The organism is Ruegeria sp. AJ12 (assembly GCF_056536245.1).
On record NZ_JBQFJJ010000001.1, the window covers coordinates 2,116,116 to 2,137,338 of the forward strand.

Annotated in this window: 19 protein-coding genes; 13 read left to right on the top strand and 6 right to left on the bottom strand. The window is 59.8% G+C overall.

Features of this window, described 5'->3' with window-relative positions; all coding sequences use genetic code 11:
* Positions 1–139: 139 nt before the first annotated feature.
* From ACR3E0_RS10700 to ACR3E0_RS10710, 3 genes are read left to right on the top strand one after another with little or no spacing between them, the layout of a single operon-like run.
* A complete protein-coding gene (locus tag ACR3E0_RS10700; protein WP_480478755.1) occupies positions 140–994 on the top strand; it encodes a hypothetical protein in 855 nt (284 codons plus the stop codon).
* The gene (locus tag ACR3E0_RS10705; protein ID WP_480478756.1) at positions 994–1,389 is read left to right on the top strand and encodes a cell division protein ZapA; all 396 of its coding nucleotides are present in this window, start codon (positions 994–996) and stop codon (positions 1,387–1,389) included. The genes ACR3E0_RS10700 and ACR3E0_RS10705 overlap by 1 nt, the downstream gene beginning before the upstream one ends.
* The gene (locus tag ACR3E0_RS10710; RefSeq protein ID WP_480478757.1) at positions 1,386–1,733 is read left to right on the top strand and encodes an MliC family protein; all 348 of its coding nucleotides are present in this window, start codon (positions 1,386–1,388) and stop codon (positions 1,731–1,733) included. The genes ACR3E0_RS10705 and ACR3E0_RS10710 overlap by 4 nt, the downstream gene beginning before the upstream one ends.
* Before the next feature lie 7 nt (positions 1,734–1,740).
* Here ACR3E0_RS10710 and grxD read toward each other — a convergent pair whose 3' ends face one another.
* The 5 genes from grxD to ACR3E0_RS10735 form a co-directional block, all read right to left on the bottom strand.
* Positions 1,741–2,103, bottom strand: coding sequence for a Grx4 family monothiol glutaredoxin (gene grxD / locus ACR3E0_RS10715; protein WP_480478758.1), 363 nt, complete (start codon positions 2,101–2,103; stop codon positions 1,741–1,743).
* A 249-nt stretch (positions 2,104–2,352) separates the two neighbouring features.
* Positions 2,353–2,589: a BolA/IbaG family iron-sulfur metabolism protein gene (locus tag ACR3E0_RS10720; RefSeq protein ID WP_480478759.1), complete on the bottom strand. Its 237-nt coding sequence runs from the start codon at positions 2,587–2,589 to the stop codon at positions 2,353–2,355.
* A 146-nt stretch (positions 2,590–2,735) separates the two neighbouring features.
* On the bottom strand, positions 2,736–4,895 hold the full coding sequence (gene purL / locus ACR3E0_RS10725) for a phosphoribosylformylglycinamidine synthase subunit PurL (protein WP_480478760.1): 2,160 nt from the start codon (positions 4,893–4,895) through the stop codon (positions 2,736–2,738).
* A 188-nt stretch (positions 4,896–5,083) separates the two neighbouring features.
* Complete coding sequence (locus ACR3E0_RS10730; RefSeq protein WP_480478761.1) at positions 5,084–7,348, bottom strand: mechanosensitive ion channel domain-containing protein; 2,265 nt, start codon at positions 7,346–7,348, stop codon at positions 5,084–5,086.
* A gap of 278 nt (positions 7,349–7,626) precedes the next feature.
* Positions 7,627–8,535 (bottom strand): LysR family transcriptional regulator, encoded by a 909-nt coding sequence (locus ACR3E0_RS10735; RefSeq protein ID WP_480478762.1) that lies wholly within the window; start codon positions 8,533–8,535, stop codon positions 7,627–7,629.
* Positions 8,536–8,704: 169 nt separating this feature from the next.
* On the opposite strand from ACR3E0_RS10735, the gene ACR3E0_RS10740 reads away from it, so the two are divergent.
* The 10 genes from ACR3E0_RS10740 to ACR3E0_RS10785 all read left to right on the top strand — a co-directional run bounded on the left by ACR3E0_RS10740 (position 8,705) and on the right by ACR3E0_RS10785 (position 20,117).
* Positions 8,705–12,124, top strand: coding sequence for an indolepyruvate ferredoxin oxidoreductase family protein (locus tag ACR3E0_RS10740; protein WP_480478763.1), 3,420 nt, complete (start codon positions 8,705–8,707; stop codon positions 12,122–12,124).
* Between the two features lie 78 nt (positions 12,125–12,202).
* On the top strand, positions 12,203–13,081 hold the full coding sequence (locus ACR3E0_RS10745; protein ID WP_480478764.1) for a lysophospholipid acyltransferase family protein: 879 nt from the start codon (positions 12,203–12,205) through the stop codon (positions 13,079–13,081).
* 8 nt (positions 13,082–13,089) lie between these two features.
* A complete protein-coding gene (locus ACR3E0_RS10750) occupies positions 13,090–13,899 on the top strand; it encodes a glutamate racemase (RefSeq protein WP_480478765.1) in 810 nt (269 codons plus the stop codon).
* A 96-nt stretch (positions 13,900–13,995) separates the two neighbouring features.
* Positions 13,996–15,024, top strand: coding sequence for an N-acetyl-gamma-glutamyl-phosphate reductase (gene argC, locus ACR3E0_RS10755; RefSeq protein WP_480478766.1), 1,029 nt, complete (start codon positions 13,996–13,998; stop codon positions 15,022–15,024).
* A gap of 7 nt (positions 15,025–15,031) precedes the next feature.
* Positions 15,032–15,478 carry a cytochrome c maturation protein CcmE gene (gene ccmE, locus ACR3E0_RS10760; RefSeq protein WP_480478767.1) on the top strand — a complete coding sequence of 149 codons (447 nt, stop codon included), beginning with the start codon at positions 15,032–15,034 and terminating at the stop codon, positions 15,476–15,478.
* 117 nt (positions 15,479–15,595) lie between these two features.
* Positions 15,596–16,207, top strand: coding sequence for a holin-associated N-acetylmuramidase (locus ACR3E0_RS10765; protein WP_480478768.1), 612 nt, complete (start codon positions 15,596–15,598; stop codon positions 16,205–16,207).
* Positions 16,198–16,776: a holin family protein gene (locus ACR3E0_RS10770; protein WP_480478769.1), complete on the top strand. Its 579-nt coding sequence runs from the start codon at positions 16,198–16,200 to the stop codon at positions 16,774–16,776. The genes ACR3E0_RS10765 and ACR3E0_RS10770 overlap by 10 nt, the downstream gene beginning before the upstream one ends.
* A 75-nt stretch (positions 16,777–16,851) precedes the next feature.
* Positions 16,852–18,816, top strand: a complete 1,965-nt coding sequence (locus ACR3E0_RS10775) for a heme lyase CcmF/NrfE family subunit (protein ID WP_480478770.1) — start codon at positions 16,852–16,854, stop codon at positions 18,814–18,816.
* Complete coding sequence (locus tag ACR3E0_RS10780) at positions 18,813–19,268, top strand: cytochrome c-type biogenesis protein (RefSeq protein ID WP_480478771.1); 456 nt, start codon at positions 18,813–18,815, stop codon at positions 19,266–19,268. The genes ACR3E0_RS10775 and ACR3E0_RS10780 overlap by 4 nt, the downstream gene beginning before the upstream one ends.
* A gap of 72 nt (positions 19,269–19,340) precedes the next feature.
* The gene (locus tag ACR3E0_RS10785; RefSeq protein ID WP_480478772.1) at positions 19,341–20,117 is read left to right on the top strand and encodes an enoyl-CoA hydratase-related protein; all 777 of its coding nucleotides are present in this window, start codon (positions 19,341–19,343) and stop codon (positions 20,115–20,117) included.
* Between the two features lie 6 nt (positions 20,118–20,123).
* Here the strand turns inward: ACR3E0_RS10785 and bmt are convergent, their stop codons facing one another.
* On the bottom strand, positions 20,124–21,137 hold the full coding sequence (bmt, locus tag ACR3E0_RS10790) for a betaine--homocysteine S-methyltransferase (RefSeq protein ID WP_480478773.1): 1,014 nt from the start codon (positions 21,135–21,137) through the stop codon (positions 20,124–20,126).
* Positions 21,138–21,223: the final 86 nt, after the last annotated feature.

Below are 21,223 nucleotides of genomic sequence, written 5' to 3' on the forward strand. Positions count from 1 at the left end.
TGAAGAGCGCGCTCCAAGTGGTTGAAACCTAAGAGTGGGTATTTTCTGTCACATTCCGTTAGACTGGCCACAGGCACGGTTTGTCTTTGATTCGGACGACCGACAACAGAACGATCCTTGATAAAGAGGTGACAGGGGCATGAGCCAGATCGAGGAACTACAGCATCGCATAATCGCAGCGATGGAACGCATCGGTACCGGCGTCGAAACTTTGCACAAAGCAGGGGGTGGCGGCGGTCAGGACGGTGGCCTGCAGGACGCGTTGGAGGATGAGCGCGTTGCAAATGCCCAACTTCAAGAGCGGTTGAAGTCCCTGAAAGAACGGCATGAACAGGAAGTCGATGCGTTGCGCGCTGATCTGGACAACTTGCGTTCCGGGGCCGGCGGTAATGACGACACACAAACGCTGCGCGAGCAACTGACCGAAGCAACCGAAAAGCTGGCCGCGGTCGAAGCGGCCCGGGCCGAATTGGCAGAGGCGAAAGCCGCATTGGAAAACCGCGAGGAGCTGGATGCGCTGAAGACCGAGAACGAAACGCTGCGAAGCGATCTTGAGACCCGCGTTGACCCGGCACCGCTGCACGACGAAATCGATCAGCTCAAGCGCCTGCTGACCAGGGCGCAGGATATCGAGGCGGAAAATGGCCGGTTGCGTTCAGAGCTGGCCGACAGCGAAAAGGTCGGTGATCTGAATGCCGAACTTGAGATGTTGCGGGCTGAACGGACCAGCCACGGTGCCGCGATGTCGCGTCTGGATGACGATCTGCAACGAATGCGCAAGGCGAACGAAGAGCTGCGCCTCTCAATGGACGAGCTGCGGGCTGCGGCGCAAGAGGGTGTAGCGGACGCGGAACTGCTGAACCGTGCCACCATCGCCGAGCTTGAAGCGACCCGCGCCGCTCAGGCAACAGACGCAGCCGAAGCGCATGCAGTGCTGGCACGGCTGGAGCCGTTGTTGTCTCAGGCGAAACTGACAGAAGGCGAGGTGGAGTGATGCCCGAATTGACCATTCATATCGGCGGGCGCGGCTTTGATGTCTCGTGCCAGAACGGCGAAGAGACCTTTCTGCAGGCGGCCGCCAAGATGCTGGACGACGAGGCGCAGGTTTTGTCCGATCAGATTGGTCGGATGCCTGAATCGCGGATGCTGCTGATGGCTGGCCTCATGCTGGCCGACAAAACGGCGGCAACGGATGACAAAGTACAACTGCTCGAAGCCAAGCTGGCCGAGGCCGAGGCAGAGCTGAAATCCCTGCGCAACGCGCCACCCCCAGAACCGGAACGGGTCGAGGTTGCAGTGGTTCCGCCTTCGGTCACCGATACCCTGGCCGAACTGGCCGCGCGGGCCGAAGCCCTCGCTGCGGTTGTTGAGGAGAAGTCTGCGACATGAAAACACTCTTTGGTGCGGCCTGCGGGGCACTGATGACACTTGCCGCGTCAGCGGCAGTGGCCGAGATCGACATCCTCTCGGTGACCTTCACCTGCGAAACAGGCGCGTCGGTCCCCGTCACCTATTTCAATGCATCCGATGGCTCTGGTGCCGCAGCGATGGTCGTCGACAAAAGGCTGGTCCCGATGCGCCAGACCGAAAGCGGGTCTGGCATTCGGTATGAATCCGTTGGCACAGGAGGCATGTATATTCTGCGCTCAAAAGGCTGGGACGCCAGTATAAGCTATCTGCCGAGCGGCAGCGCGGATGAGCAGGTCATCTATCAGGAGTGCACCAGCCGTTAAGAGGTGATCAGGCGTTTGCCTCGCGGATTTTGTCAGCGGCCTCTTTGTTATAGCCGACGCTGGCTTCGTCAAACAATGTGTCGAGCTCGCCGGACAGCGTCATCTCGGTGATGATATCGCAACCGCCGACAAACTCGCCTTTGACATAAAGCTGCGGCACGGTTGGCCAGTCGGAATAGTCCTTGATGCCCTGACGGACCTCTTCATCGGCAAGCACGTTCACGTCGGCATAGTCGACGCCCATATAGTTCAGCACACCGGCCACACGGGACGAGAACCCGCACTGCGGCATCTCCTTGGTACCTTTCATGTACAGCACCACGTCATTGGCTTTGACGGTTTCATCGATCTGGGTTTTCACGTCGGTCATTTCGCGTTTCCTTTGCTCTTCGGCATCATCGCTTTGGCGTATTCTTGTGGGTTTTGGGGGATGTGGGTCTGCGCCGAACTGATGGCACCGTCATGTGTATTGTAGGATGAATGGAGAAGGTGCTTTCCTCGCCCCGGCAGCGATCCTTTTCCATATCTGCGGTTTGACCTTGACGTGCTCCACGCTACAAGCGCGATCAACACAACAAAGACAGACACCGCAATCAAGATTACGATCGCATGCTCCATGTCACTCTGGCACCTTGGTGGTCAGGGCGAGGGCGTGCAACTCACCATCCGGCCCGTCCATTTTCCCTTTCAAGGCTGCATAGACAGCGCGCTGTTGCTGCACCCGGTTCTTGCCGCGAAAGCTTTCGTCCACGACCATGGCGGACATATGCACGCCATCGCTGCCGCCAACCTGAATTTCCGCATTCGGAAAGCTCTCGCGCAGCAGGGTTTCGATCTGGTGGGCGCTCATCGGCATGTAGGTTACTCCTGAAGGTCTTTCCCCAGATGTAGAGCGCCCGGTGGGAGCGCGCAAGATGTGGGTTGCGTACAAACTCTGACGTCGGTCTCTGACCGAGCCTGCGCAAGGTTCATCTTGTATCACAGGGACTAAACGACGTGATATCAGGCCACTGCGGCTGCAAAACTGCTGCGGAACGTCTCGGCCAATTCGGCAAGCGGCGCTTCGGACCCACCGATCTTGACCGTGTCACCTGTGAAGCGACCGACCGAAACCAGCGACACCCCGGCCTGACCGGCGGCGATCATCAGGGCTTCGGCCTGATCAAAGTTGCAGGCGACAAGGTAGCGGCCCTGATCTTCGCCAAACAGCACCTCGGTGGGGGCGTCCTCCAGGTGGATGCCAACGCCGGCTGCTTCGGCCAGTTCAAAGGCCGCCAGGGCAAGCCCGCCGTCACCCAAGTCGGTGCACGCCTTGATCATCCCGCGATTGGCGCGGATGAACTCTCCGTTGCGTTTTTCTGCGTCCAGATCGACATGCGGCGCGTCACCGTCCTCGCGGTTGAAAACTTCGGCCAGCAAGGCGGATTGGCCCAGATGGCCTTCGGTTTCACCAATGACCAGGGCGACATGACCTTCGCGCACCTCGTTGCCGATGATGTCATCGCTGTGCGTCAGCAGGCCAACCGCGCCGATGGTGGGTGTGGGCAGGATCGCCTGACCGTCGGTTTCGTTGTAGAGCGAGACGTTGCCGGACACGATGGGCATGTCCAGCGCCGCGACGGCAGCCCCGATGCCTTTGATGGCACCGACGAACTGGCCCATGATGTTGGGCTTTTCCGGGTTGCCGAAATTCAGGTTGTCCGTCGTGGCCAAAGGCGTTGCGCCAACGGCCGTCAGGTTACGGTAGGCTTCGGCCACGGCCTGCTTGCCGCCTTCTTCCGGATTTGCACGCACATAGCGGGGCGTCACGTCCGACGTGAAGGCCAGCACCTTGTCGGTGCCATGCACGCGAACCATGCCAGCCCCCAGACCCGGTGTTCGCGCGCTGTCGGCCATGACCATTGTGTCATATTGCTCGTACACCCACTGCTTGCCCGCGTAGTTGGGGCAAGAGAGCAGGGCGCGCAGACCATCAATCGGGTCGATCTGCGGGACGTCGGTCAGGTCTTCGGCCTCGGGTGTCGGCTCCCACGGGCGATCATATTCAGGCGCCGTCGAGGACAGTTTGGACAGAACCAGATCGGCTTTGACTTCGCCGTTGTGCATAATGAGGAAGCGGTCTTCGGCGATGGTTTCGCCGACGATGGCGAAATCCAGATCCCATTTCTCGAACACGGCGCGGGCCTCGGCCTCAAGTTCGGGCTTGAGGACCATCAACATCCGTTCCTGAGACTCGGACAGCATCATCTCATAGGCCGTCATATTCTCTTCACGCTGGGGTACGTTTTCCAGATCAAGGCGAACGCCCAGACCGCCCTTGTCGCCCATCTCAACGGCGGAACAGGTCAGGCCTGCCGCGCCCATGTCCTGAATTGAGATCACTGCGCCGGTTTGCATCAGCTCCAGCGTCGCCTCCATCAGGCGCTTTTCGGTGAAGGGATCGCCGACCTGAACGGTGGGGCGCTTTTCTTCGATCGTGTCATCGAATTCGGCCGAGGCCATGGTTGCGCCACCGACGCCGTCGCGTCCGGTCTTGGCGCCCAAGTAAACGACGGGCATACCAACACCCGAAGCGGCCGAGTAGAAGATTTTGTCGCTGTCCGCGAGCCCTGCCGCGAATGCGTTGACGAGGCAGTTGCCGTTATAGGCCGGGTGGAACCGCACTTCGCCGCCCACACATGGCACGCCAAAGCAGTTGCCGTAGCCGCCAATGCCCTCGACCACGCCATTGACCAGCTGGCGGGTCTTGTGGTGGCCGGGTTCCCCGAACGACAGCGCATTCATCGACGCGATGGGGCGTGCGCCCATTGTGAAAACATCGCGCAGGATGCCGCCAACACCCGTTGCCGCCCCCTGATAGGGTTCGATATAGGACGGGTGATTGTGGCTTTCCATTTTGAAAACAACGGCTTGCCCGTCACCGATATCCACAACGCCCGCGTTTTCGCCGGGGCCGCAGATGACCTGCGGGCCCGAGGTGGGCAGGGTGCGCAGCCATTTCTTGGAGGATTTGTACGAGCAATGCTCGTTCCACATCGCCGAAAAAATACCCAGCTCGGTGAAACTTGGTTCGCGTCCGATAATCTCGAGGATCATGTCGTACTCCTCGGGATTCAACCCGTGAGCGGCAATCAGATCCGGTGTGATGGCTGGCTCTTGCATCCTGTATTCATCCCCGAGATGGCAATCGTTTGCGCCTTTTAGGGGAAGGGGCCGCCGGGGGAAAGGGCAAAGGCGGATTGTCTGATTTGTATGGCTTTGGCAGGTGCCATCTTCCAACTTGTACAAAACAAAAAGGGACGCCCGTAGGCATCCCCTTGCTGAGTTCTGCAGCCCGGCAGGCGGCGCAATTACTTCTGCTGTTCCTGCTGTTGTTGGGCTTGTTGGGCGACCGCGTCGCCTGCGGCGGCAGCAACGGTCGTCTTCTGTTCCTCGGTCAGGTTTTCGGCTTCATCCAGCCCGGGTATCGCGACGCGCACCTCGCGACGGGCAAAGTCGATGCCGTTTTCCTTGAAGGACGTCTTGACGCGGTTGAAGATCTCTTTGCGCAGGGTGAACTGCTTGCCCGGCTTGGCCATGAATTTGCCACGGATAATCATGCCCACGTCATCGAAGTCGAACACGCCCTGAGACTTGAACGGCTGAAGGAACCCGTCCTTGTGGGTTTCATCCTCCATCATCTCGGCACCGATTTTCTTGAAGATCTTCTTGACCTTGTTCGGGTCGGTGTCGAAGGGCACGGTGAACTTGAGTTTCATGATGACCCAGTCGCGGCTGTAATTGGTCAGCTTCTGTATTTCACCGTAAGGGATCGTGTGAACCGGACCACGGTGATGGCGCAATTGCATGGATCGGATCGAGATTTTCTCGACCGTCCCGGTGGTGCCGCCGACATCAACATATTCGCCCACGCGGAACGCATCATCGATCAGGAAGAAGATGCCGCCGACGATGTCCGAAACCAGCTTTTGCGCGCCAAACCCGATGGCCAGACCCAGGATACCGGCACCGGCCAGAAGCGGCGTGATATCGAGGCCCAATGCCCCCAGAGCGAGCAGCACAAAAATGACGGCAATCGCGGCCTGAGCCGTCACCCGCAGCAGGGGCAGAACGGTGGCCAGACGCGAACCGCCCGAGCCTCCGCCTTCGCCAGCTTCTTCATCGGGGCTTTGCTCTGCCGCCGTCTGTTCCTTGGCAAGGCGCCGGTTGATCCAGAGCGATACGGCTTCGTTGATGATGTAGCCGATTGCGATGATGATGAAGAACTGGATGACCTTGCTGCCGGATTCCGATCCGCCGCCTGCGATCTCCTGAAGATCCAGATCCCACGCATTTGCGATCATCAGAATGACCAGTATGCCTGCCAGAACGCGGCCGATCCGGATATAGCTGCGTTTGGTGGACTTGTAGGCCTGTTCGGCGACGGGCCCGTCACCCATCATCGGGGGTTGCAAATGGCGCACCAGACCCCGGATCAGTGTATCCAAGGCAGGTGCGATCAGCAGCCAGAACATCGTGATGAAGTGAGCGCCGTGAGCCAAAACGGCAAACACAGCCGGATTCTGCTGCGCAGCCAGGTATTCAACCAACAGCCAGGTGCCCGCCGAAACGCCAATCGCGAGATAGGGGTACAGCCGGGCAACCTCTTCGTCGAACCTGGTGCGGTCGGGATCGGACCCGCGCATCATGTCCGACAGGCCATCGCGCGCTGTCCAAGCGATGACACCGATATAGATGTGAATGGCCGTGTTCAGCCAGAATCCCAGACGGGATTCACCCGGCGGCACGCCGTTGAGGAAGTTGAAATCCAGGATAAACATCGTGAAGCCGATCAGCAGGAACAAACCGATCAGGTTGCGATGCAGGTATTTTGCCCAGTGATCGTCGACATTGACCAGACGCAGGTTGGTCTGGTTCGGGGCCAGGATAAACCGCGAGATTGCAGCGCCCAGTCGCGGGAACCAGATCAGGTAAAACACAAACGGCGCGGCCTGTGATATCTGCTGTTCGTCCAGCAGTTGCCGCCCGACAAAGACCAGCGTGTAATAGAAGACCAATAGCCCCAGAAACTCGCCACAGAACCGTTTGAACAGATAGGTCACCGCACCGCGCAGATTGGTGGAGGAATCGCCGTCGACCACCCGGATCCAGCGACGGGTCCACAATCCGACGATTTTTTCGGCAGCATATCCAACGGCCAGAGCCAAAATGGTGAAGCCAAACAGCGTCATCAGCCCGTTCGCGCCAAATGTGTTGCCGAAATTGGTGAATGCCTCGACCTGAGCGGAGACAAGCACCGGAATTTTACGGATCACGTCCACCCAGGACGCCGCCATGCTGCTGACGGTTTCGGAGATTGTCTGGATCAACCCTTTTCTGGCGGCCGTAGTCTCAGCCGTTTGGGCGGCGACGGCATCCAGACGCTCCAGCAAAATGGAGCGGACCTGATCGTCGGACATGCGCGCGACGAGGTCATCCACCTGTTCCGGTGTCAGGTCATCAGGAATGGTGACGGTGGCTGCGGATTCCGACGTGCCGGGGACCTGGGCATGTATTGGTCCGGACAACAGCAGCACTGAAATCAACGCCATAAGCAGGCGGAGGGGATGGAACATCTGTTTTGTCCTCGATCGCAATTATTCGTTTTTCTCGGGATCATAGGCGCGAAGGTGTTTTTTTCCCAGAAGTTTCACCGGCTTGGTCGCGTGGGCGTGGCAAAACAGCAAAAAAAAAGGCCGAGCACGAAGCTCGGCCGTAGTCCAACAGGGAGGTATGAAGATGATGAGCGTTTCAGCATCACCGCCTTCGCATGCTCATTTAGGCGTCGGTTTGTGTACGTTCAAGAATTATAAGCCTGCCCATCGGTCATGTCCGATATGCGACTGGTGCATAGCTACAGTTTTCCCATCTGTTTCAACTGTTTGCGTTGAGCGATGATCTCGTCTTGAACAAAGTCCCGGAAGGCCGCAACGCGTTTGGATTGGCGCAATTCCTCGGGGAAGGCCAAGTAGACCGGGACATCGGCGCTTTCGATATCCGACAGAATGGGTACGAGATGCGGAAAGTCCTGGGTGACGTAGTCCGGCAGCACACCGATGCCCAAATTGTGCAAAACGCCCTGCAACACCCCGAAATAGTTGTTCACAGTCAAGAACGAGACAGGATTGTACGTCATCAGGTGGCGTACCATCGCGGCACTGGCCCCGACCTGAGGGGCGGCGGGCGTCTGGCAGATCAGCCGGTGGTTCTTGATTTCCTCGATCGATTTCAACATGCCGCCGTGGGTCTCGATATAGTCCTGCGTCGCATAAAGCTGCATTTTGACCGTCATCAGCCGCTTGCGGACCAGATCGGCCTGGCTTGGCTCCTTCATCCGGATGGCAACGTCGGCCTCACGCATCGGCAGGTCGAGAACCCGCTCTTCCAGCATGAGGTCAACATTCAGGTCTGGGTATTGTTCGTAGAGCTTGGGCAGGCGCGGGGCCAGCCACAAGGTGCCAAAGCCAAAGGTCGTGGTGACGCGCAGGACCCCAAAGACCTCTTCCTCGCTGTCGCGAATGCGGGCTGCGGCGGCGTCCAGACGTTTTGACATCGCCGAAGTTGCGTCGAACAGCAGCTCACCCTGTTCGGTCAGGATCAGACCGCGGGCATGACGGTGAAACAGGGTCGCGTCGAGTGATTCTTCCAGCGCGCGGATCTGGCGGCTGACCGCGGATTGAGACAGATTCAGCTTGTCACCCGCGTGAGTCAGGCTGCCGGCATCCGCAACCGCGTGAAATATTCTAAGCTTGTCCCAATCCATCGCCGCAACTTTCGTTATCCTCGGGATGGCCTATATGAAATAGGTAACAAGTTCTACATTCAAACGGTGAAATCGTTACGATTCAGGGCATAAAGCCTATACAGGTCAGAATTTATGACCTAAAATGCCTGCAGATGAAGCACACTGATCTGACGAGGGGAGGCGTCCGATGAGTCAGCCACAGATATCGCTAAACGACCGGTTCGATCTTACCAAAAACCCCGTTCTTCTGAACGGCACCCAGGCTTTGGTGCGGTTGATGCTGATGCAAAAGGCGCGCGACCGTCAGGCGGGGTTGAATACGGCCGGGTTGGTGACCGGGTATCGCGGATCTCCCTTGGGCGCGGTGGATTTGCAGATGACCCGCGCGCAAAAGCAGCTGGCGGAAAGCGACGTTACCTTTCAATACGGGTTGAACGAGGATCTGGCGGCAACGGCGCTCTGGGGCAGCCAGCAGGCCGGGCTGCGCGGGGATGGCCGCTTCGATGGTGTGTTTGGCCTGTGGTACGGCAAGGGGCCGGGTGTGGACCGGTCCGGCGATGTGATGCGTCACGCCAATATGGCGGGCACCGCACAACATGGCGGCGTGCTGATGGCCATGGGCGACGACCATACCGGCGAAAGCTCGACCGTTCTGCATCAGTCCGAATGGTCGCTGGTCGATATGTATATGCCGGTTGTCAGCCCGGCGGGCGTGCAGGAGATCCTCGACTATGGCATCTACGGGTTTGCGCTCAGCCGGTTTGCCGGGGTTTGGGTCGGCCTGAAGACAATGAAGGACACGATCGAGGTGACCTCGGTCGTGGATGGCAGCCCCGACCGTGTGCGGCTGATCAAACCAGAGTTCGACATGCCGGAGGGCGGACTGAACATTCGTCTCGGCGACACGCCCCACCTGCAAGAGACGCGGATCATCGATTACAAGCGCTTTGCGGCCGAAACCTTCTCGCGGGCCAACAAACTCGACAAAAGGGTCTGGGGTAAACCGGGCGCCAAGATCGGGCTGGTTGCAGCCGGCAAGAACTGGCTGGATCTGACCCATGCGCTGTCACTGTTGAACATCGACGAAGCCGAGGCCGAGCGGTTGGGGATCACCACCTACAAAGTGGGCCAGACCTTCCCGTTGGATATGACGGGTTTTCACGATTGGGCCGAAGGCCTCGATCTGATCGTGATCGTCGAAGAAAAACGCAAACTGATCGAGGTACAGGTCAAAGAGGCGATCTTTGACGACCGGCGGGGGCGTCGTGTCTATGGCTGGTACAAGGGCGGGGCGGGCACGCTGCACCGGGAGGAGTTGTTTCCGACGCGCGGTGCGCTCGATCCGATCATGATCGCCGAAAAGCTGGGCGGTATCCTGATCGAAGAAGGCCGGGAAACCGACGGCGTGCGCGCCGGGCTGGCCAAACTGTCCGAGGCACGCCGGGCCGACAACGCGCAGGAAATCGCGACTCGCTTGCCGTATTTCTGCTCGGGCTGCCCGCATAACAGTTCGACCAAACTGCCGGATGGCAGCCGCGCCTATGCCGGGATTGGCTGTCACTACATGGTCCAATGGATGGATCGCGAGACCACCGGGTTCACCCAGATGGGGGGCGAGGGCGCAAACTGGATTGGGGAGGAACCGTTTTCCACCACCAACCATGTCTTCCAGAACCTTGGGGACGGGACGTACAATCACTCGGGCGTTCAGGCGATCCGCGCGGCGTTGGCCGCCGGGACCAACATCACCTTCAAAATCCTGTTCAACGATGCGGTTGCCATGACCGGCGGACAGGAAAACGAAGGCGGCCTGACCGCCGAGCGAATTGTGAATGAAGTCAAGGCGATGGGCGTGAAAGACGTCGCGCTTGTCTATGACGAGAAGGAAGACGTGAACTTCAAGGGCTTGCCGCCCAGCGTCGAGACCTATGAGCGTGCGGACCTGATGAAAGTTCAGGAAAAGTATCGCGAGATCGAGGGCACCTCGGTCATTGTCTATGTTCAGACCTGTGCGGCTGAAAAGCGTCGTCGCCGCAAGCGCGGAACCTTCCCCGACCCCGACAAGCGGGTGTTCATCAACACCGACATCTGTGAGGGCTGTGGCGATTGCGGGGTGCAGTCGAACTGCGTGTCCATCGTGCCCAAGGAAACCGAACTGGGCCGCAAACGGGCCATTGACCAATCCAGTTGCAACAAGGACTTCTCGTGCCTCAACGGGTTCTGCCCCTCGTTCGTGACGCTGGAAGGCGCGCAGATCCGCAAGGAAGCGACCACCGAGATCGACCTGCCGGACCTGCCATTGCCAGTGCTGCCGGACATCAAGGGCACGCATAACGTGGTGATCACCGGGGTTGGCGGCACCGGCGTCGTGACCCTTGGGGCCGTTCTGGCACAGGCTGCACAGATCGACGGCAAGGGTGCCGGCATGATGGAGATGGCCGGATTGGCACAAAAGGGCGGGGCGGTGCATATCCACTGCCGACTGGCCGACACACCCGAGGATATCAGCGCCATTCGCGTGGCAACCGGCGAAGCCCATGCGCTAATCGGCGGCGATCTGGTGGTGTCTGCAGGGGCCAAAACCCTTGGTTTGACCCGCACCGGCCAGACCGGAGCGGTCGTGAACAACCATGAAACGGTTACGGGCGACTTCACCCGCGACACCGAGTTCCGCATTCCCAGCGATCAGCTGGAACTGGCGCTGCAGGCCCGGCTGAAAGACGGTGTGTCCCTGTTTGACGCAACCGAACTTGCACGGGCCGTGATGGGAGATTCGATCTATTCCAACATGATGGTCTTCGGCGGGGCCTGGCAGCGCGGGCTGTTGCCAGTCAGTCACGAGGCCATTCATCAGGCCATCGAGTTGAACGGCACGGCGATTGAGCGCAACAAACGCGCGTTTGACATTGGCCGCTGGGCAGTTCTGCACCCTGAGGAGGTGCAATCCATATTGTCGCCTTCTGTCGCCGAGATGCCGAAAACGCTGGATCAGGTGATCGAATTCCGGGCACAGCATCTGACGGAATACCAAGGCCCCCGTCTGGCCAAACGGTATCGTAAACTGGTGGACTCGGTCGACGATGCCGCGGTTCGCGAGGCGATCGCCAAAGGGTATCACAAGCTGTTGTCTTACAAGGATGAGTACGAAGTCGCGCGCCTGCTGCTGAGCAGTCGCGACAAAGCGGCAGCGGAGTTCGACGGCGATTTCAAAATGACCTTCCACCTGGCCCCACCGATCTTTGGCGGCGAAGGCAGCAATGGACGTCCGCGCAAACGGGCCTTTGGCGAGTGGATGCTGGGCCCGTTGAAGCTACTGGCGAAACTGAAGGCCTTGCGGGGCACACCGCTGGACATCTTTGGCTATTCGTCCGAACGGCGCATGGAACGGTCTCTGATCAAGCAATACGAAAAGGACATGAAAGAGGTTTTGCCGCGGTTGTCGCAGGGCACTCAGGATGCGATTGCGGCACTGGCGCGGTTGCCGCTGGATATCCGCGGCTTTGGTCCGGTCCTGCTGGAAAACGAGGCAAAAGCGGCCAAACGGCGCGAGGAATTGCTGGCCACGATCCGCAGTGGCGGGCCCGAATTGCAGGCCGCTGCCGAGTGATCCGTCACAAGCGCGTCACGATAGCTAGGCAAAACTGTTACCTGTAGCTATCTTCTCGGCAGCAAACCGGAGTAACCAATGCCCTCGCGCCGCCACGTCGTTCGTGACATTTCCTATGCCTATTCCGCCGAAACCAAGGGCGGGCAGATGGTCATCAAGCTGATGGAAAACACGACCGGACGGATGCGGCTGATCAGGCGCGCGAACGGATACGAGGCAGAGGTTGCCAAAGGGCGTGACTTCTGGTCCGTGATGGTTGATCGCTATGGGCTGACGCTGGATGTCGTTGGCGGGTCATTGGACAATATCCCGACGGACGGCCCGCTGATCCTGATCGCCAATCATCCCTACGGTATTCTCGACGGGCTGATGATGGGGCACATGCTGTCCGAGACTCGGGGCGATTTTCGCATTCTGGCCAACCGGGTGTTCCGCAAGGCCGAAGACCTGAATCGCATCATTCTGCCGATCTCGTTCGATGACACGAAAGAGGCGATGAAGCAGAACCTCGAAACCCGAAGAACGGCCCTGAACTATCTAGGTGAGGGCGGTGCAATCGGCATTTTTCCGGGCGGCACAGTCAGCACTGCGGCCAAGCCCTTCTCGTACCCCATGGATCCGGGCTGGCGCGGTTTTACGGCGCGGATGGTCGCGAAGTCCGATGCAACCGTGGTTCCGGTCTTCTTTGATGGCCATACCTCGCGCCTCTTCCAGATCGCCAGCCATCTGCACAACACGCTTAGGATGGGGCTGCTGATCAAGGAATTCAAAAAACGCGTCGATACTCCGGTCAAGATCGTGATCGGCGAACCGATTGGGCGTGATGTTTTGGACCCGCTGGGCAAGGATACGCGCAAGATGATGGATTTCCTGCGCAAAGCCACGTATGAGCTGTCTCCGAAGCCGTTGAAGTCCTATGACTACGGCTATGAATTCGAGGAACGGCATCGCGCCTGAAGGGGCAAATGGCAGTAGGCATCTTTGATTCCGGTTTGGGCGGTCTGACCGTCCTCAACGCCGCGCAGAAACGCCTGCCGGACGTTGATTTCCTGTATTTTGCGGACAGTGCGCATGCACCCTATGGCGTGCGCGATGCCCAGGATATATACCAGCTGACCCGTGCGGCCGTGCACGATCTTTGGGATCGCGGCTGCAACCTGGTGATTCTGGCCTGCAACACCGCCAGCGCCGCAGCCCTGCGCCGGATGCAGGAGGCGGGCGTGCCCGAGGGCAAACGTGTCCTCGGTGTCTTCGTGCCGCTGATCGAGGCCCTGACCGAGCGGCAATGGGGGGACAATTCCCCCCCGCGCGAGGTCGAGGTGCAGCATGTGGCGCTGTTTGCGACGCCAGCCACGGTCTCCAGCCGAGCGTTTCAGCGGGAACTGGCCTTTCGCGCCATCGGTGTGGATGTCGAAGCGCAGGCCTGCGGCGGCGTTGTGGATGCCATCGAAGACGGCGATATGATCCTGGCCGAAGCGTTGGTGCGGTCCCATGTGGATGCGCTGAAACGCAAGATGCCCGAGCCTCAGGCCGCCGTTTTGGGATGCACCCATTACCCGCTTATGGCGGAGACGTTTCAAAAGGCATTGGGCCCGGATGTTCAGGTGTACAGCCAGGGTGATCTGGTGGCTGAAAGCCTGGCAGATTACCTGCAACGGCACCCCAATATGCTGGGGGATGGCGCTGGCGGTTTTGTGACCACTGGCAAACCGAACTTCGTCAGCGACCGGGCGACACAGTTCCTCCGACGACAAATCGCATTCGAGGCGGCCTGACTTCGGTCAAGGATGCCGCCCTTCACTTTCCCTAAATCGAAGACCGTCACATCGGCGGTCGTGATATGTGACACACTATGAGACGAGAGGTCTGACATGACCCATAAAATCGCAATCCTCGGCGCCTCCGGCTATACCGGCGCGGAACTGGTGCGGCTGATCGCCGAGCACCCGAACATGGACATCGCCGCTTTGGCTGCTGAACGCAAAGCAGGCCTGTCGATGGCTCAGGTCTTCCCGCATCTGCGCCATATGGACCTGCCGGACCTGTGCAAAATCTCCGAGATCGATTTCTCGCAGATTGATCTGTGCTTTTGCGCCTTGCCGCACAAGACCAGCCAGGCGGTCATTCGCGATCTGCCAAAATCCCTGAAGATCATTGATTTATCGGCTGATTTCCGGCTGAGCGACCCGGAGGAATACGAAAAGTGGTATGGGAATCCCCATACTGCCCTCGACCAGCAGGAAGAGGCCGTCTATGGGCTGACCGAGTTCTATAGGGACGAGATCCGCGCCGCGCGTCTTGTGGCTGGCACCGGCTGCAATGCGGCCTCGGGCCAATATGTGTTGCGGCCCCTGATTTCGGCCGGTGTCATAGATCTGGATGACATCGTTCTGGACCTGAAATGTGCCGTGTCCGGGGCAGGGCGGTCGCTCAAGGAAAACCTGCTGCACGCGGAGTTGAGCGAGGGCGCCAATGCCTATTCAGTCGGCGGCGCGCATCGGCATTTGGGCGAGTTCGATCAGGAGTTCTCGAAACTGGCCGGTCGCACGGTGCATGTACAGTTCACGCCGCATCTGATCCCCGCCAACCGGGGCATTCTGGCGACGACATATGTGAAGGGCGACCCGCAGAGCATCTATGAAACGCTCGGCAAAGCCTATGAGAGCGAGCCGTTTGTCGAACTGCTGCCGATGGGAGAAACCCCCTCGACCCATCATGTACGTGGCTCGAATTTCTGCCATATTGGGGTTGTCGCCGACCGGATCGAACGCCGCGCCATTGTGGTCGCGGCACTGGATAACCTGACAAAAGGTAGCAGTGGGCAGGCCTTGCAGAACGCCAACCTGATGTTAGGTGAAGCTGAAACCACGGGGCTGATGATGGCCCCCTTGTTCCCATGAGGAAGTCATGAAATCGCTCAAGAAACGCCGTCGCGTCCAAATCATCCTGGTGGCCTTTGTCGCCCTCGCGGTGTCGACGGCCTTGATCGGATATGGCATGCGCGACGGCATCAACTTTTTCCGATCCCCCAGTCAGGTGATTGCCGAACCGCCTGTGGAGACCGAAGTCTTCCGCATTGGCGGCTTGGTCGAAGAAGGCTCCATCGTGCGCGGTCAGGGTGAAACCGTGCGGTTTGTGGTGACCGATGGCGGCGAAAGCGTGCCGGTGGCGTTTACCGGCGTCCTGCCCGATCTGTTTTCAGAAAATCAGGGCATGGTCGGCACCGGCAGCTATGTGAACGGTGTCTTTCAAGCTACGGAAATTCTTGCGAAACACGACGAAACCTACATGCCGAAAGAGGTCATGGACGCGCTCAAGGAACAGGGCGTCTACAAGGAGCCGGGCGAAAGCTGAACTTGAAGCGGCCGAAGTTTCAGGGCGTTGCGTGCAACAGGCAGGCAGCGCCCTGTTTCGTTTTATGGTTTTAAAGGTTTTGCGGAATCGATTGCTGCACCAGGTTTTGGAGGTGTCATGCAAACGGTTCGGCAGATTGCCAGGGAAATAGTCGCGCGCGAAGGCGGATTCGTGGACGACCCGGATGATCCGGGCGGGGCCACCAAGTACGGCGTCACTATTCACACAATGCGCAGGCTGGGGCTGGATTTGACCGCTGACGGTATCGTCGATCACGCGGATGTTCGCGCACTCAGTCGTCGACAAGCCGTTGATATCTTTATCAAATACTATTTCGAGCAACCCCGTGTCGCGGATTTGCCCGAGGCGCTGCAGCCTTCGGTGTTCGACATGCAGGTGAATGCCGGGGCTCAAGCGGTAAAAATCCTTCAGAGACTGTTGCGCGATATGGGCTGCGACGTTGCGGTGGATGGTTTGATCGGGCCGCAAACGACACAGGCCTGCAAACGAGCGGCGCATCCGGACCCTGTCGCGCTCCGGGATGCCTATGGCGTGGCGCGGCGCAACTACTATTTCCGGCTTGCGGATCGCAGGCCCGCCTCGCGAAAATATGCCCGCACCCGCGCCGGAGGTAAGGGTGGGTGGATACGCCGGGCCGAAGAGTTTCTGTCGCCCCGGTACCACCTGAGTGACGCCGATTTCAACAGGAGGGTTGCAGGATGGGACTGATCTCGGGCGTGTTGGCTTTGCTGTTTGGCGGTGGTCGCAATGTCGTGCGGGAAACCGCTGAAATCTTTCGGGAAAACTCCGAATCTGGTGCAGGACGAGCTGCGGCAGCTCAGGGTCAGGCCATGACCCAATTCGGCGCCGAGTTTCAGGTGGCGCGCAAGGGCTGGTTCGACCGTTTCATTGATGGCCTGAACCGTCTGCCACGCCCCTCCTTGGCGCTGGGGACGCTGGGTTTGTTTGTGGCCGCGATGGTGGATCCGTTGTGGTTTGCGTCGCGCATGCAGGGGATTGCCCTGGTGCCCGAACCGCTGTGGTGGCTGCTGGGCGTCATCGTGTCGTTTTACTTCGGCGCCCGCCATCAGGCCAAGGTACAGGACCTGCAACGCGAGATCACGGCCACGATGGCCCGCACCCCTGCCGTGATGGCCAATCTGAAGGCGCTGCAGAAAATGCGCAGCGACAGCCCTGGCGCAGCGGATCCGGGTCCGGACGCCCAGCTTTCCACGGAGGTGGCAGGCGCAGACCACAACCCGGCGCTGGAGGACTGGAAACGGTTGAGGTCCGCCTGAACCGCGACACTATGTGCCCAAGAAACAGGCGAAAGTTATTGGCGCTCGATCCGCAGGCAGAGTATATCTCGGTGCATGATTACAGAGCTAGGTCACTTCGCGCTAATTCTCGCCTTTTTTGTCGCCATCGTCCAAAGCGTGGTGCCTCTGATCGGGGCATCGAAACGCTGGTCCGGATGGATGCTGTTTGCTGAACCGGCGGCGATTTCACAATTCCTGCTGACCGCGTTTTCCTTTGGCGCTTTGGTCTGGGCGTTCACCACGTCCGACTTTTCGCTGCGGATCGTGGTTGAGAACAGCCATTCGGCAAAGCCGATGATTTACAAGATCAGCGGCACCTGGGGCAATCACGAAGGCTCCATGCTGCTATGGGTTCTGATTCTGACCCTGTTCGGCGCGATGGCCGCGTTTTTCGGCGGTGGCCTGCCACCCACGCTCAAGGCACGTGTTCTGGCGGTGCAATCCGCTGTTGCCGTTGCGTTTTTTGCGTTTATCCTGTTCACCTCCAACCCGTTTGACAGGCTGGCCATTGCCCCCTTTGACGGGCGCGATCTGAACCCGTTGCTGCAGGACCCCGGTTTGGCCTTTCATCCGCCGTTCCTGTATCTCGGTTATGTCGGTCTGAGCATGACCTTCAGCTTTGCGGTCGCCGCGCTGATCGAGGGGCGGGTGGATGCGGCCTGGGGGCGCTGGGTGCGCCCATGGACTCTGGCGGCCTGGGTCTTTCTGACCATCGGTATCGCGCTTGGGTCATGGTGGGCCTATTACGAGCTTGGCTGGGGTGGTTTCTGGTTCTGGGACCCGGTCGAGAACGCCTCGTTTATGCCATGGCTTCTGGCGGCGGCGCTGTTGCATTCCGCCATCGTGGTGGAAAAGCGCGAGGCGCTGAAAAGCTGGACCATCCTGCTGGCCATCATCGCTTTCGGGTTTTCGCTGATCGGCACATTCATCGTGCGGTCCGGCCTGCTGACCTCGGTACACGCCTTTGCAACCGATCCGGAACGCGGGGTGTTCATCCTGTTGATTCTGGTTGTGTTCATTGGTGGCGCGCTGACCCTGTTTGCTGCCCGTGCGCAGGCGATGGAGGCCAAGGGCGTGTTTGGCATGGTCAGCCGCGAGAGCGCGCTGGTTGTGAACAATGTCCTCCTGGCTGTGAGTTGTTTTGTGGTGTTCGTCGGCACCATGTGGCCGATGGTGGCCGAGATGGCATTTGACCGGAAATTGTCGGTTGGCGCGCCGTTTTTCAACGCCGCGTTCACGCCCTTCATGGTCTTGCTGGGGTTGGCTCTGCCGATCGGAGCGATGTTGCCGTGGAAAAGAGGGCGGATTGGCAAGGCCGCATGGTCGCTGCGCTATGCTTTTGTTCTGGCACTGGCGCTGGCGCTGTTGGTCTGGGCCATGCAAACCGGACGCAGCACGCTGGGACCGATTGGCCTGTTTCTGGGGGCCTGGGTCACGTTTGGCGCGCTGATCGATTTGTGGAGCCGGACGGGTCGCGATGGCAGCTTCAAACGGCTGCTGCGCCTGCCTGGCGCTGACTGGGGCAAGGCCGTGGCCCATACCGGGCTGGGGGTTACCATGTTTGCGGTGGCTGGACTGACCGCGTGGGAGGTTGAGGATATTCGGGTTGCACAACCCGGTCAGCCCTTTGACGTGGGTCAGTTCACACTGACGCTGGAGGATGTCCGCCAGGTCCAGGGGCCGAACTATATCTCGACCATGGCAGATGTACTGGTTCAGCAAGACGGGCGGACCATCGGTACGCTGCACCCGGAAAAGCGGAATTATCCCGTGGCGCAGATGCCCACGACCGAGGCGGCCATCGACTATCGCGTCTTCCGCGATCTCTATATCGTGATCGGAGATCAGCAACAGGACGGAGGCTGGGTGATGCGGACCTATATCAAACCGTTTGCCAACTGGATCTGGGCAGGGTGCATCCTGATGTCGCTCGGCGGCGTCCTCAGCCTGTGCGACCGCCGGTTCCGGGTTGCTGCCGGTGCCCGCAAGACCCCGGTTGGCGGAGTGCCCGCAGAATGAGGCGCCTTGCCCTGATCCTTGCCTTGCTGGCCTCGCCACTGATGGCGGTGCAACCCGACGAAGTGCTGGAGGACCCGGCGCTGGAACAGCGCGCGCGGGATCTGAGCACCGGGCTGCGCTGCCTGGTCTGTCGCAACGAAAGCATCGATGAAAGCAATGCCGATCTGGCCCGCGACCTGCGCCTGTTACTGCGGGAACGGCTGGTGGCAGGCGATACGGATGAAGAGGCCATCACCTTTATCGTTGACAGATATGGCGAATACGTCCTGCTGAGACCGACCATCACGGGGTCAAATCTGGTGCTGTGGCTGGCTGGTCCAATGATGCTGTTGATCGCGGCGGGTGTCGGGTGGAACTTTCTGCGTAACCGGGCAAAGGTGCATGAAACCGGTGCCACGGACTCCCTCAGCCAGGACGAGCAGGAGCGCCTGAAGCGAATTCTTGAAGACTGACGCGTGGTTCCACTTTCCCTTGCCGGGCATTTGAGTCAGGGTCGCGAAAACGCCGCGCGAGGGAGGTTCTTCATGGAATACGAAACGGTCCTGTTGGATATTGCGGATGATCTGGCGGTACTGACGTTGAACCGCCCGGACAAGATGAACGCGCTGACCACGCAGATGCGCGCCGAGATCACCCATGCGATGAAACACGCCGCCCGCAACGCGCGCTGCATTGTGTTGACCGGGTCCGGTCCGGCCTTTTGCTCGGGTCAGGATCTGGGGGATGCGTCCAGCACCGGCAAGATCGACCTGGAGCGGTCGTTGCGAGACGAATACGAACCCATGCTCGAGACTATCCATGACAGCCCGGTTCCGACCATTGCCGCCGTCAACGGACCCGCAGCCGGGGCAGGGGCCAATCTTGCGCTGTGCGCAGATATCGTGATTGCGACCGAAAGCGCCTATTTCCTGCAGGCCTTTGCCCGGATCGGGCTGGTGCCCGACGCTGGTGGCACGTGGTTCATGCCGCGCCAGATGGGGTTTGCCAAGGCGATGGGGGCGGCCCTGTTTGCCGACAAGATCAGCGCCCGGCAGGCGGACGATTGGGGCCTGATCTGGGAAGCCGTGGCCGACGATGCCTTTGAGGCGCAGTGGCGCAAACGGGCTGAGTATCTGGCCAAGGGGCCAACTGCTGCCTTTGGCGCCATCAAGCAGGCCATCCGTGGCACCTATGAAAAGACGCTGCCGCAACAACTGGCAGCCGAGGCGCACCTGCAAGGGGAATGCGGCCGGTCGCGTGACTTTGCGGAAGGCGTCGTAGCGTTTCTGGAAAAACGCCCTCCGAATTTCGAAGGACGCTGATCGGGTTCAGGCGCGGCGGCGGCGACGTGTGCGCCGTTCCGGCGCGGCATTGTCGCCTGTGCCATCCGATGCCGAGGAAAACGGCCCCAGCGCATCCGTGATCTGATCCAGCGTGGGACGGTCCGCCCGTGGCGTGCTGTCGAGCGCGGCGCGCATTTTCTCCAGATGTGCCGGCATCGTGCCGCAGCATCCGCCAACGATCGTGGCACCCGCATCCCGGGCCATGACCGCGTATTGTGCCATCAGATCCGGTGTGCCGTCATAGTGAATATGGCCATCCACATATTTCGGAATGCCCGCGTTACCTTTGGAAATCAAAGGCCGTTCCGTGCCTTGCGCGGCAAATCCCAGAACCGTGCGCAGGATGTCCGACGCGCCGGTGCCGCAGTTTGCACCGAAGGCAATCGGCGGATTGGGCAGGGTTTCAACCAGCAGCACCAAGTCCGCCGAGGTCACGCCCATCATGGTGCGCCCGGCGGTGTCAAAGCTCATCGTGCCGCACCAAGGCATATCCGCCAGTGCAAACGCCTCGGCGGCGGCGCGAAACTCTTCCGGCGCGCTGATGGTTTCCACCCAAAGAACGTCGGCCCCGCCTTCCTTGAGGGCCTCGGCCTGTTCATGAAACATCTCGACGGCCTCGGAATGCGACAGGCTGCCGACCGGCTCCATGATCTCGCCCGTTGGCCCCACTGAACCGGCCACAACCACGGGACGTCCGGCCTTGTCCGCAACCTCGCGGCCAAGCTCAGCGCCGATCCGGTTCAATTCGCCCACGCGGTTCTGCGCGTCGTGCAGCTTCAGCCGCGCCGCCGTGCCACCGAATGTGTTGGTAAGAAACAGATCGCTGCCCGCGTCCACCGAACCACTGTAAAGCGCGCGGATTTTGTCGGGGGCGTCCACATTCCACAACTCGGGTGCGTCGCCCGATTGCAGGCCCATGTTGAACAGGTTGGTTCCCGTCGCGCCGTCCGCCAGAATGGCGTCTGCGGTGCCCAGAAGTTTGCTCAGCGCATTTGTCATTGGGATAATCCGAAAATAGGCGCAAAACGCCGTTCAAAATAGAGACGCCCCGTGTCTCATGACCAGGGCGCCAATTCAATTTCATA